Source organism: Pseudonocardia sp. NPDC049154, assembly GCF_040648315.1.
Classification (GTDB): Bacteria; Actinomycetota; Actinomycetes; order Mycobacteriales; family Pseudonocardiaceae; genus Pseudonocardia.
On record NZ_JBEZDN010000103.1, the window covers coordinates 1 to 12,426 of the forward strand.

General features: G+C 74.8%; 9 protein-coding genes. 2 read left to right on the forward strand and 7 right to left on the reverse strand.

Annotated features, from left to right (window positions below; genetic code table 11):
- Positions 1-75 precede the first annotated feature (75 nt).
- From murJ to AB0B41_RS32830, 3 genes are all read right to left on the reverse strand, one after another.
- Complete coding sequence (gene murJ / locus AB0B41_RS32820) at positions 76-1,890, reverse strand: murein biosynthesis integral membrane protein MurJ (protein ID WP_358210276.1); 1,815 nt, start codon at positions 1,888-1,890, stop codon at positions 76-78.
- Positions 1,891-2,884: 994 nt separating this feature from the next.
- A complete protein-coding gene (locus AB0B41_RS32825; RefSeq protein WP_358210278.1) occupies positions 2,885-4,162 on the reverse strand; it encodes a thymidine phosphorylase in 1,278 nt (425 codons plus the stop codon).
- A 63-nt stretch (positions 4,163-4,225) separates the two neighbouring features.
- On the reverse strand, positions 4,226-4,603 hold the full coding sequence (locus AB0B41_RS32830; RefSeq protein WP_358210311.1) for a cytidine deaminase: 378 nt from the start codon (positions 4,601-4,603) through the stop codon (positions 4,226-4,228).
- Positions 4,604-4,646: 43 nt separating this feature from the next.
- On the opposite strand from AB0B41_RS32830, the gene AB0B41_RS32835 reads away from it, so the two are divergent.
- Both AB0B41_RS32835 and AB0B41_RS32840 read left to right on the forward strand, forming a co-directional pair.
- Positions 4,647-5,096: an SRPBCC family protein gene (locus AB0B41_RS32835; protein ID WP_358210280.1), complete on the forward strand. Its 450-nt coding sequence runs from the start codon at positions 4,647-4,649 to the stop codon at positions 5,094-5,096.
- 90 nt (positions 5,097-5,186) lie between these two features.
- On the forward strand, positions 5,187-6,404 hold the full coding sequence (locus AB0B41_RS32840; protein WP_358210282.1) for a serine hydrolase: 1,218 nt from the start codon (positions 5,187-5,189) through the stop codon (positions 6,402-6,404).
- Positions 6,405-6,474: 70 nt separating this feature from the next.
- Here AB0B41_RS32840 and yhjD read toward each other — a convergent pair whose 3' ends face one another.
- The 4 genes from yhjD to AB0B41_RS32860 all read right to left on the reverse strand — a co-directional run bounded on the left by yhjD (position 6,475) and on the right by AB0B41_RS32860 (position 11,261).
- Positions 6,475-7,449 carry an inner membrane protein YhjD gene (gene yhjD / locus AB0B41_RS32845; RefSeq protein ID WP_358210313.1) on the reverse strand — a complete coding sequence of 325 codons (975 nt, stop codon included), beginning with the start codon at positions 7,447-7,449 and terminating at the stop codon, positions 6,475-6,477.
- A gap of 117 nt (positions 7,450-7,566) precedes the next feature.
- Positions 7,567-8,595, reverse strand: a complete 1,029-nt coding sequence (gene trpS / locus AB0B41_RS32850) for a tryptophan--tRNA ligase (RefSeq protein WP_358210284.1) — start codon at positions 8,593-8,595, stop codon at positions 7,567-7,569.
- A gap of 12 nt (positions 8,596-8,607) precedes the next feature.
- The gene (locus AB0B41_RS32855) at positions 8,608-9,939 is read right to left on the reverse strand and encodes a helix-turn-helix domain-containing protein (protein ID WP_358210286.1); all 1,332 of its coding nucleotides are present in this window, start codon (positions 9,937-9,939) and stop codon (positions 8,608-8,610) included.
- 95 nt (positions 9,940-10,034) lie between these two features.
- Complete coding sequence (locus tag AB0B41_RS32860) at positions 10,035-11,261, reverse strand: MFS transporter (RefSeq protein WP_358210288.1); 1,227 nt, start codon at positions 11,259-11,261, stop codon at positions 10,035-10,037.
- Between the last annotated feature and the right edge of the window lie 1,165 nt (positions 11,262-12,426).

Consider the following 12,426-nt stretch of genomic DNA (forward strand, 5'->3'; position numbering starts at 1 on the left):
CGCCCTCGGGGCGCTACCGGCGCTCCCGCTCATACCTGATGAGCGAGAGCGCCGTTCGTGCTCGTCGGGAACGGGTCAGCGTCGCAGGCGGGCGGGGAGACGGCGCCAGAGCGGATCGAGCTCGGTGAGCTTCAGCAGCTTCATCCCGACCAGCAGGATCGGTGTCGCCACCGCCAGCGCCACGGCCAGCACCAGCCAGGCCGTGCCGGCCGACCCGCTGCCCACGGCAGCCTGGATCGCGCGGCCGGCCAGCCAGGCCACCAGCCCGGCGGCGACCGAGGCGGCGAGGGTCCGCCAGAGCGTCGAGAGCACCTCGCGGCTGCGCACGTGCCCGAGCCGGCGCGCGATCACCCACTGCCCCAGGATCGCGCCGAAGACGAACGACAGGCTGTTCGCCGCGACCAGACCCAGGACGACGTCCTCCGGGGACAGCAGCACCGGGCAGAGCAGCAGCATCGGGATCTTGACCGCCACGATCCCGACCATGATCAGCGTCGGGGTGCGGCTGTCCGTCATCGCGTAGAAGACGCGCAGCTGCAGCAGCGTGATCGCGTACGGCAGCAGCCCGAAGGCCGACCAGGCCAGCGCGGTGCCCAGCTTGGCGGCGCCACCGCCCGCGTTGCCCGCACCGAGGGAGAACAGCGCGAGGCCCACCTCGGTGCCGAAGAAGGTCAGCAGCACCGAGATCGGGACCAGGAAGACCGTCGAGAGCCTGCTGCCGAGGGAGAGGTCGGAGACGACCGCGTCGAACCGGTTCTCCGCGGCCGCCCGGCTCATCCTGGGCATCAGCGCGGTGAGCAGCGAGACCCCGAGCACGCCGTACGGGACCTGGAGGAGCAGCCAGGCGTTGGAGTAGATCGCGTAGGCGCCCGGGTCCGAGGCGGTCGCGACCCGGGTGGTGACGATCAGACCCGCCTGTCCCACCAGCACGTACGCGACGACCCACAGCGCCAGCCCGCCCGCCGACGACAGCCGCGGGTCCCAGCCCCACAGCGGCTTCAGCGACACCCCGGCCCGACGGATCGCGGGCAGCAGGACGAGGGCCTGCACCGCGATGCCGAGCGTCGTCCCGATGCCCAGGACCAGCAGCTTCGTGTCGCCCATCCGGACCGGGTCGAGGCTGATCTCCCCTGGCACGAGGACGTAGACGACGAGCACGGCGAACATGACGAGGTTGTTCAGCACCGGCGCCCACGCGAACGCCGCGAACCTGCCCTTGCTGTTCAGGATCGCGCCCAGCAGCGCGCCGATGCCGTAGAAGAAGATCTCCGGCAGCAGCAGGACGGCGAACGCCGTGGCCAGCTCGGGATTCGCCGTGTCCGTGGTCTGGCTGCCCATGTAGAGGGCCACCAGGGGTCCCGCCGCGAGCATGGCGACAAGGGTCGCCACGAGCAGGGCGGCGCCGGCCATGGTGACCAGGCGACGGGTGTAGGCCTCGCCGCCGTCGGCGTCCTCCTTCTGGGCGCGGACCAGCAGCGGGATCATCACGCTGGTCAGGACGCCGCCGATGAGGAACTCGTAGACGATGTTCGGCAGCGTGTTCGCGATCGTGTAGGAGCTGTTGACCAGGCCGAACGACAGCACTGCGGCCAGCGCGATCTGGCGCAGGAAGCCGGTGACCCGGCTCGCCAGGTTCGCGACGGCCATCATCGAGCTCGACCGGGCGAGCGACTGGCCCTTGGGCGGGCCGGGCTGCGCCTTCGCCCCGCCGTCCCGGCCGTCGACGGGCGCGATCACGTCGGTCGGCCGGTCGAGCGGGGCCATCAGCTCGGTGGGGTCGTCGAAGTTGCCGCCCGGCACGCGCTGCCACGGCGGCGGGACGGGCCGGCGTTGCGGCCCGCGGGTCACGGCGCCCGGACGGGGGCGGTCCGCCGCGGGCCCGCCGTGCACCGGGGCCGTCGCCTCGGGGTCGGGCGGGTTCGGCCAGGGGCCGGGGCCCGACGGGCGAGGCGAGGGGCCGGGGTGGCGCGGGTCGGGCGGGGGCTGGTTCGGGGGATGCGGTCCCGGGCGGCCGGTGACCCGGGCGTCCTGCCTCGCCGCCCGCTCCCGCGCGGTGGGCCACGGCGCGGGCGGAGGGTCTGACGGGCGGTCGGGGCCCGTCGTGGGTGCGCCGGGGTGGGCTGCGCGCCGCTGTTCCGACCCGGGTCGGGCAGGGCCGGGCTGGGTGGGTCCGGGCTGGGTGGGTCCGGGCTGAATGGGTCCGGGCTGGGTGGGTCCGGGCTGGGTGGGTCCGGGCTGGGGCGGAGCGGGCTGAGCGGCACCGGGCTGGGGCGTCGGGCCGGGCCGGGTCGGAGCGGGCTGGGTGACGGCGGCCTGGTCGGGGCCCGGCTGAGCGGTGCGCGACTGGTCCGGACCGGGTTGGGCCGGGCGGAGCGGCGGGCCTTCGGGAGCCGGTCGCGGCGGACCGGACCGGCTCGCACCCGGGCGACCCGAGCTGGGCGGCCCGTCGGGCCGGCCGGGAGCAGGGTGGCCCGGGCCGGGGTGCGCGGCGCCCGGACCGGGTCCCGCCGCAGGTGCACCGGGATGCTGCCCCGAGCCGCGATCCGGCTCGTCGAGGCGACGGCTGTCGAACCATCCCACCGCGGGCCGCGCCGGGTCGTCGGGCCGGTCCTGCTGCGGGTCGTCCACGCGGCGGCCGTTCGGGGCGGCAGGGCCGGGGGCGGGAGACCGGTCCGCGCTCGGCGCCTCCCGCTCGGGGTCCTCCGCGTCGTCCGCGCGCGCCGGAGCCGGCCCGGGCAGGTCCTCGGGCCGGGGACCAGCCGGCGTGCTGGGGCTCCGGTACTCGCGCATCCCTTCCATGGTGCCCGACGGACCGCGATCCCTCCTGGCGGGCCCGCCCGGGCGCGCCGCGCCGCGGAAGCGCGGATGAGCTGCGGAAACGGTCTCAGGCGCGGACCTCGTCGAGCAGCAGCGGGCCCCGCTCGGCCGGTTCGTCCCCGATCGCGAGGCCGTCGTCGAGCGCGGCCCGCGCACCGGGTACCGCGTCGGGGGTGTCGGTGTGCAGCTCGAGCAGCGGTTCGCCGGCCCGCACCTCGTCGCCGATCCCGGCCAGCAGGCGCACCCCCGCCGCGGCCTGGACCGGGTGTTCCTTGCGTGCCCGGCCCGCCCCGAGCCGCCAGGCCGCCGTGCCGATCGCCAGCGCGTCGAGCCTGGTCAGGACGCCGGAGGCCGGTGCGACGACGGTCTCGACGTGCGCGGCCGTCGGGAGCGGGACGCCCGGGTCCCCGCCCTGCGCGGCGATCATCCGCTCCCAGACCTCGAACGCCCGGCCCGACGCCAGGACCTCCGCCGGGTCCGCGTCGATCCCGGCGAGCCCGAGCATGGCGCGGGCGAGGGCCAGGGTGAGCTCCACGACGTCGGGCGGCCCGCCGCCGCGCAGGACCTCGACCGACTCGGCGACCTCGAGCGCGTTGCCGACCGCGCGCCCCAGCGGCACGGACATGTCGGTCAGCAGCGCCCGCGTCGGCAGGCCCTCGGCCGCGCCGATCGCGACCATCCGCCGCGCGAGCTCCTCCGCGGCGTCGCGGGTCCGCATGAAGGCGCCGCTGCCCACCTTGACGTCGAGGACCAGCCCGTCGGTCCCCTCGGCGATCTTCTTGCTCATGATCGAGCTGGCGATGAGCGGGATCGACGGCACGGTGCCGGTGACGTCGCGCAGGGCGTAGAGCTTGCGGTCGGCCGGGGCGAGCGCGGGCGTGGTCGCGCAGACGACGGCGCCGACCTCGGCGAGCTGGGCCGCGATCTCCCCGGTCGACAGCTCGGCCCGCCAGCCCGGGATCGCCTCCAGCTTGTCGAGGGTGCCGCCGGTGTGGCCGAGCCCGCGCCCGGACAGCTGCGGGACGGCGGCGCCACACGCCGCGACCAGGGGCGCGAGCGGGAGGGTGAGCTTGTCCCCCACCCCGCCGGTGGAGTGCTTGTCGACCAGCGGGCGGCCGACGTCCGGCAGCGCCAGCCGCTCCCCGGACTCGATCATGGCGAGGGTCCAGCGGGCCGTCTCGGCGTCGTCCATGCCGTTGAGCAGGATCGCCATGGCGAGGGCGGACATCTGCTCGTCCGCGACCTCGCCGCGGGTGTAGGCGGCGACGACCCAGTCGATCTGCGCGTCGGTGAGGCGGCGGCCGTCCCGCTTGGCGGCGATGACGTCGACGGCGGAGTGGGTCACGCGCGTCCTCCCTGGTCAGCTGGGGTCGTGAGCGGCAACTGCCGCTACAGGGGCAGTGGGCACTCACAGGGTGAAGGCGTCGGGCAGGACCTCGGCGAGGGTGCGGACGCCGCGCGGGGTGTCGAGCGTGCACTCCGGACCACCCAGCTCGAACAGCACCTGCCGGCACCGTCCGCACGGCATGAGCAGGTCCCCCGTCCCCGAGCGCACGGCGACCGCGACGAACCGTCCGCCGCCGGTGATCCGCAGCTGTCCGGCGAGGGTGCACTCGGCGCACAGGGTGAGGCCGTACGACGCGTTCTCGACGTTGCAGCCGGTCACCACGCGGCCGTCGTCGCACAGGGCGGCCGCGCCGACGTGCAGGCCGGAGTAGGGCGCGTACGCGGCGGCCGCCGCCTCGACGGCGGCCGCCCGCAGCCGCTTCCAGCCCTGGTCATGCACGGTCACCCGATCGATCCTGCCGGACGCCGTGCAGGATGTGATCGTGGACGAGACGAGCGTCGTCGTGAACGCGACCCCCGACGAGGTCTGGGCCCTGGCCAGCGACATCACGCGCATGGGCGAGTGGAGCCCGGAGTGCACCGGCGGGGCGTGGCGCGGCGGCGCGACCGGCCCGGTCGTCGGGGCGCGGTTCGTCGGGTTCAACCGGCACGGGCGGATCCGCTGGCGTACGCACTGCCGCGTGATCGAGAGCGTTCCGGGCAAGGCGTTCGCGTTCACGGTCCTGGAGAGCGCGATGACCTGGGGCTTCCGGATCGAGCCGATCGAGGGCGGCACGCAGCTGTCCGAGTGGCGCGAGCGCACCGGCGCCCTCGCGGTCCCGGCGAAGCTGTTCGCGGGCACGGGCCTGCTCGGCCGCGACCGCGAGGGGATGATGGTCGACGGCATGACGCGGACGCTCGAGCGGATGAAGGCGGAGCTGGAGACGCGCTGACGCACCCGTGTGCGGTCACGGCTACCGCTGACCACGTGCAGGCCGAACGGCCGATGGGCGTGCGGGCAGTCCGGCCGTAGGGTCGCGATCGTGCGGGTGTGGGGGCGGTCGACGGTCGGAGCGCTGGTTGCCGCGATCGTGTCGCTGCCCCTGGTCGCGCCCTCCGCGAACGCCGCCCCGTACACCACTCCCGCCCAGCCGCCCGCGCTCGCCGCGCCGGCCCCTGCCGGCGTCTGCCCCGGTCACGAGGCGCCGCCCGGGCCGCCGGCCCGCGAGGAGACGGTCGCGATGGCCCCGGTCGCGGTCCCGCAGCAGCCCGTCGGCGGGGCGCGGCTCGGTGGGTGCGGGGACGTCCTGCCCGACGGCGCCGCCCCGCCGCCCGCCGTCAGCGCCGCGGGCTGGGTGGTCGCCGACCTCGACTCCGGCGCCCTCCTCGCCGCGCACGACCCGCACGGGCGGCAACGGCCGGCGTCGACGCTGAAGATCCTCACCACGCTGGTCGTGCGCGAGCAGCTCGACCCGGATGCCGACGTCGTCGTCGCACCCGAGGACGTCCAGGTCGACGGCAGCAAGGCCGGCATCGGCCCCGGCGGCCACTACAGCGTCCGGCAGCTGCTGGCCGGGCTGCTGCTGAACTCGGGCAACGACACCGCGATGGCCCTGGCCCGGACGATGGGCGGCGTCCCGGCGACCCTGCAGGCGATGCAGACCCGCGCCGAGGAGCTCGGGGCGCTCGACACCCGCCCCGCCACGCCGTCGGGCCTCGACGGGCCGGGCATGTCCACCTCGGCCTACGACCTGGCCGTCCTCTTCCGGGCGGCGCTGCGGGACCCGCTGGTGCGCGAGACCCTCGCGACCCCGACCGTGCCCTTCCCCGGCTTCGCCGACCGGCCCGGCTTCATGCTGGCCAACGACGACCCGCTGCTCCACACCTACCCCGGCGCCTTCGCGGGCAAGACCGGCTTCACCGACGCCGCCCGGCACACCTTCGTCGGCGCCGCCGAGCGGAACGGCCGGCGGCTGGTGGTCGCGCTCGTGCGTGCCGAGCAGCATCCCGTGCGGATGACGGCGCAGGCGGGGGCCCTGCTCGACTACGGTTTCGGGCTGCCGCCGACGGCTTCGGTCGGCACGGTCGTCGACGCCCGGCCCGTCGAGCCGACCGCGGCCCCGGCCCCCGCTCCGGCCCCGGTGGCCATCGCGCCGGCGCCCGCGACGCACCCGGTCCGGGCCTGGGCCGTGGCGGCCACCGTGGCGCTGGTGCTCATCGCGGGGGCGGGGATCGTCCTGGCCCGACGACGTCGTGGCTGACCGGGTTCGCGCAGGTCACCCGGGGTCGTGAGCGGCAGCTGCCCTTCTAGGGGCAGTCGGCGCGCACGGGTCAGCGGCGGGGACGGAGCGCGCGCAGGCCGAGGAGCCCGCCGACCGCGCCGGCGCCGAGCAGGCCGGCGGCGGCGGCGGGGCTCGGGCCGGACCGCACGACGACCTCGGGCCGGATCACCGCCGGCGCCGGCACCTCGACCGGCTCCTCCTGCTCGTTCTCCTTGGCCGTGGCCGCCCAGGCGGTGACGAAGAGGATGAACCGCGAGATGAAGAACGCGAAGACCAGCAGACCGATGATCGGGCCGAAGGCGACGCCGGCCGGCGACTGGGTGACCGACGCCAGGTAGATCGTCATGATCTGCTTCAGGACCTCGAAGCCGACCGCGCCGATCACGGCCGCGCGCATCGCGCTCTTCACGGCGACGGGCGCCCGCGGCAGCCGGGCGATCACCCACAGGAAGACCAGCCAGTTCGCGGCGAGGCCGAGCAGCACGGTGAAGACCCCGAGCAGGAACCGGGCCCAGCCCTGGTCGCCGAGGCCGACGAGGTCGAGCAGCAGCCTGCCGAACGCGCTGCCCGCCGCCGACACCGCGAACGACAGCACCAGCGCCAGGCCGAGGCCGACCAGCGCGAGGAGGTCGAACAGCGTCTTCTTGACGACGTTCGGCGTCTCCGGCGGCTGCGCCCACTGCTCGGACAGAGCCTCGCGCAGGTTGCCCATCCACCCGATGCCGGAGTAGAGCGCACCGAGGAGGCCGAGGATCCCGACCGCGCCGGCGGAGCTGATCGCCTGGTCGATGACCTGGTTGATCGTGTCGCCGAGCTGGCCGGGCACCTGCTGGGTGATGCCGTCCTGGATCTGCTGCAGCAGCTCGGGCTGGCGCTGCAGCACGAACCCGGCGATCGCGAACGCGACCATCAGGATCGGCACCAGCGCCAGCACGCTGAAGTAGGTGATGGCCGCGGCGTAGTGGTCCCCGTGCCGCTCCGTGTAGCGCGTCCCCGCCCGCATCAGGTGGTCGAGCCAGGGCATGCGCTCCCGGGCCTTCTCGATCGCGGTCGGGCCGTCGTCGGCGCCCTTCGCCCCGTCGTCGGCCGCGCTCACGCGGGTCTTCTCGTCCGTCGTCGGCCCGGCCACGCCCTCACCCCATCAGCTCGTCGGCGGCAGGAACCCGATCTTCTCGTGAACGGCCGCCAGCGTCGCGCCGGCGACCTCACCCGCCCGGGTGGCTCCCCGGGCGAGCACCCGATCGAGCTCGGCGGGGTCCCCCAGGTACTGCTGTACCCGTTCGCGCAGCGGAGCAACGAAATCCGCGACGACCTCCGCGAGGTCCTTCTTGAGGTCGCCGTAGCCCTTGCCCGCGTACTCCGCCTCGATCTCGGCGACCTTGCGGTCGGTCAGCGCCGAGTAGATGGTCAGCAGGTTCGCGATGCCCGGCTTCGCCTCCGGGTCGTAGCGGATCTCCCGCTCGTTGTCCGTGACGGCCGAGCGGATCTTCTTGGCGATCCGCTTGGGGTCGTCGAGCAGCTCGACGATCCCGCCGGGCGTCGACGCCGACTTGCTCATCTTGACCGTCGGGTCCTGCAGGTCCTGGATCTTCGCCGCGCCGGCCGGGATGAACGGCTCCGGCACCGTGAACGTCTCACCGAAGCGCTGGTTGAAGCGCTGCGCGAGGTTGCGGGTCAGCTCCAGGTGCTGGCGCTGGTCCTCGCCCACCGGGACGCGGTCGGCCTGGTAGAGGAGGATGTCCGCCGCCATCAGGACCGGGTAGCTGAACAGCCCGACCGTGGCGCGGTCGGTGCCCTGCTTCGCGGCCTTGTCCTTGAACTGCGTCATCCGGGAGGCCTCGCCGAACCCGGTGTAGCAGTCGAGGACCCACGTCAGCTGGGAGTGCTGGGGCAGGTGGGACTGCACGAAGATCGTGCAGAGATCCGGGTCGAGACCGAGCGCGAGCAGCTGCGCGGCGGCGTTGCGGGTGCGCGCAGCCAGCGTCGCCGGGTCGTGGTCGACGGTGATCGCGTGCAGGTCCGGGATGAAGTAGAAGGCGTCGTGATCGTCCTGCAGGGCGACCCACTGCCGCACGGCGCCGAGGTAGTTCCCGAGGTGGAAGGAGTCGGCGGTCGGCTGGATCCCGGAGAGCACCCGGGGACGTCGCGCGGTCGTGTCGGTCCCGGTCATGGGACCAGTCTCTCAACCGCCGTCGACCCGGTTACGCCCGCCACCGGGCACGAGGTCCGCGGGCACGACGGTCCCGAACGCCAGCTCCTCCCGGCACCCGCGGCAGCGCAGCCGCGGGCGGAAGGGCCGCCCGCACGCCCGGTGCACGCCCTCGTACGCCGCGGGCCGACCCTCGGCCGCCAGCCACCGACGGCCCCAGTCGGCGAGGCAGGTCAGGATCGGGAAGGTGGCGCGGCCGCGCGCGGTCGGGCGGTAGCCGTCCGGGTCCTGGGCGAGGACGCCCAGCGCGCGGAACCGGCGCAGCCGGTCGGCCAGGACGTCGGGCGAGACGCCGAGGGCGCGCTCGAAGGCGGAGAAGGTCCGGACCCCGACGAGCGCGGCGGAGAGCACCGCGGCGCCCCAGCGGTCGCCGACGATCTCCATCGCCCCGGGGAAGGCCGACAGCCTATCCGCCGGCAGGCTGGCGCGGCTGCGGCGGGGGTGCAGCCGCGCACCGGGCGGCCCGACGATCGGGACCCGGGCCCCCGGGTCGAGGTCCAGGTCGTCGAGCCCCGCCGGCAGGTCGCAGTGCGCGCAGGTCACGAGCAGGTCGGTGACGGCACCGCAGCCGGTGTGCACGGGGTCCGGCAGCGGCACCTCGCGCGGTACCCACGCCCGCTCCCACAGCCAGATCGCGGTGAGCAGCGCCCAGGTGTCGCGGCCCGAGGCCGTCAGCCGGTACTCGTGCCGGGATCGGCCGCCCTCGCGGTAGGGGCGGGTCTCGAGCAGGCCGGCGTCGGTGAGGGCGCGGAGCCGGCTGGACAGCGATGCGTCCGAGATGCCGAGAGTGCGCTTCCACCCGCCGTACCGTCGCACGCCGAGCAGCGCCCGCTGCAGGATCAGCAGCGTCCAGGTGTCGGCGAGGAGGGCGGTGGCCAGGTCGAGCGGCGTGGGCGCGGCCCGGCCGGGCCCGCCCGCCGGGGGCCGAGAGGTCGCCGACGCGACCGGCGCGCCCGGAGTGGGCGCGACCGGCTCCCGGGTGGCGGTCGAGTCGGTGACGGCTTCTCCCTCGGCCGGGTTTCTCCCTTGACCGGTTGGTGGGCCCGATCGTAGCGTCGTGCTGGCTCTGTCGATCGAAGTGCGGGATCCCGCCCGACGAGCCCGACGACCAGGGGGGTCGAGTAGGCGGGGCGGCCGCCGCCGAGGGCGCGCGGTCACCCCGCCGTCCGCTCTGGTGACAGGTGGAACCGACCCTGTCGGACCAACGCGGACCAGCGCGGACGCACGCTGAGCGACGGAGCGGTCACCGCATTTCACCCGCAGGTGGACCCGGCGAGGTCGAGAATCGAGGGCGCTCGTCGACACGCCCAGGGGAGATCACCGTGAAGCGCAACCGCTCTTGGTGAACGACCGAGTGGGGTGCGGGCCCCGGCCGCCCGCACCCCCGGGGGTCGTGTCCCCTACCCCTCCTGCGCCGCGCGCACGCGGTGCGGCGCACGCTCGGCGCGCGCCCCGCGGGTGAGCATCAGCGCGGTCGCGAGCAGCGCGCCCGCCGCCCCGCAGATCCCCACGGCCAGGGGCGCGCCCCACCGCTCGGCCAGCAGCCCGCACACCAGGATCGCGACCCCCTGCGCCGCGATCAGGCCCGACGCCGCCAGACCCGTGGCCCGGCCGCGCACCTCGTCGGGTGTCGTGCGGACGAACACGGCCTGGGCGGGGACGAGCGCCGCGGTGCACAGGGCGCCGGTGACCGCCCACAGCACCACGACGGCCGCCACGTGCGACACGAACATCGAGGCCACGAGGGGGAGGCCGGCCAGCGCGGTGCAGGGCAGGATCGCCCGCTCCCGCAGCCGCTCGGGCACCCAGCGGCTGATCACGAGCGCCCCCAGCACGCTGCCTGCCGGGTCGGCCGCCATGAGCAGCCCGACCGCCCACGGACCGGCACCCAGCTCGGCGGCCAGGGGGACGGCCAGGGCCTCGGGTGCGACGTAGCCGCCGACCAGCCAGACGGCCAGGGCCAGCATGCGCAGCCGGGAGTGCGCGAAGACGGTGCGGGCGCCCTCGCGGATGTCGGCGAGCCACGACAACGCGGCGGGCCCGGCACCGTCGGTCGCCGGGGCCGGCGCGGGGCGCCTGCGGACGCCGAAGCGCACGAACAGCGCCGAGAGCAGGAAGGTCCCGGAGTTCAGCAGGATCGCGACGCTCGGGCTGATCAGCACCAGCAGCGCGCCACCGACGGCGAACCCTGCGATCTGTGCGGTCTGGTTCGTGATCTGCCGGACGGCGAAGCCGCGTTCCAGCAGCTCCTCGCCGTCGAGCACCTCGGGCAGGAGCGCACCCTGGGCCGCGGTGTGCGGCGAGGCCAGCACCACGACCAGGACCAGCAGCGGACAGAGCAGCGCGAGCGGGATCCCGGGGACCGCCAGGGGCACGACGAGCAGCGCGCGGGCGACGTCCGCCAGCACCATGACCTCGCGGCGGCGGAAGCGGTCTGCCACCCAGCCGAGCAGCACACCCCCGAGCAGGGCCGGCAGGAAGGTCAGCGCATAGACGCCGGCGGCCCAGGCCGCGGAGCCGGTGCGGCCGTAGACGAGGACGGAGAACGCGACGCGCGCGAGCTGGTCGCCGCAGATCGACACGAGCTCCGCCGCCCAGAGGGCGCGGAACTCCGCACTGCGGAACACGCTCGGTCGCGTGGCTCTCCGACGCACGATCCCCCCGAGGTGGCTGCCGCCCGTACCGCCCGGTCCACCGGGCCCGTAGATCGATACTGAACGTGAGCGGCCGGAGCCGGAGAGTCCCGGCGGATCGCTCGGCGGGCGGTCGTCGTTCGGCGGTGACCGGTCGCCTCAGCCTGCTCCAGGACGTCGGACCGCGCACCCCTTTCCACGCGGACGGGTGTGCGGAGCCGGCCTCCGAGCGCCTCCCGGAAGTGGGAGCGGGCGGCGCGGGCCGGCGGGTTCAGGGGTCTCGACGGGGGCTTCGGGAGCGGGCTGCGAAGGGGTCTGTGAGGTGCTGGTCCGTGAGGTGCTGGTCCGTGAGGTGCTGGGTCACCAGGCGCGGTTACGCACGGGGCCGGTCCTTCCGTGGGTCGGTGCGGGGCTGTGTGGGTGGGTCTCACCAGGCGCGGTTGCGCATCTGCGGTCTCCTCCTCGCTGGTCGGGTCGCTGTCGGGTGCGGTTCTCACCAGGCGCGGTTGCGCATGTCAGGCCTCTTTCTCGCTGGTCAGGTCTCCGTCGGGCTTGCCGTCTCACCAGGCGCGGTTGCGCATCTCGCGCCTCCTCGTCGCTCGTCGGGTCTCGGTCGGAACTGCTGCTCTCACCAGGCGCGGTTGCGCACGTCGGCTCCTCGGGTCGTGGTCGGGCGGGGTCGGGGAGTTCTCACCAGGCGCGGTTGCGCATGTCCGGCCTCCTTCTCGCTGGTCAGGTCTCCGTCGGGCTTGCCGTCTCACCAGGCGCGGTTACGCACGTCGGGCCTCCTCGTCGGTCGTCGGGTCTGGGTCGGAACTGCTGCTCACCAGGCGCGGTTGCGCATCTCGGATTCCTCGTCTCGTCGGGTCTCGGTCGGGTCGTCTCACCAGGCGCGGTTACGCATCTCCGGCCTCCTTTCCGCTGGTCAGGCTTCTGTCGGGCTTGCCGTCTCACCAGGCGCGGTTACGCAATTTGGGCCTCCTCGTCGGTCGTCGGGTCTGGGTCGGAACTGCTGCTCTCACCAGGCGCGGTTACGCACGTCGGGCCTCCTCGTCGGTCGTCGGGTCTGGGTCGGAACTGCTGCTCACCAGGCGCGGTTGCGCATCTCGCACTCCTCGTCTCGTCGGGTCTCGCTCGGGTCGTCTCACCAGGCGCGGTT

Excerpts from the sequence above, each read along its gene's own strand:
- yhjD (WP_358210313.1), bottom strand. The coding sequence starts at position 7,449 with ATGCCCTGGCTCGACCACCTGATGCGGGCGGGGACGCGCTACACGGAG.
- trpS (WP_358210284.1), bottom strand. The coding sequence starts at position 8,595 with ATGACCGGGACCGACACGACCGCGCGACGTCCCCGGGTGCTCTCCGGG.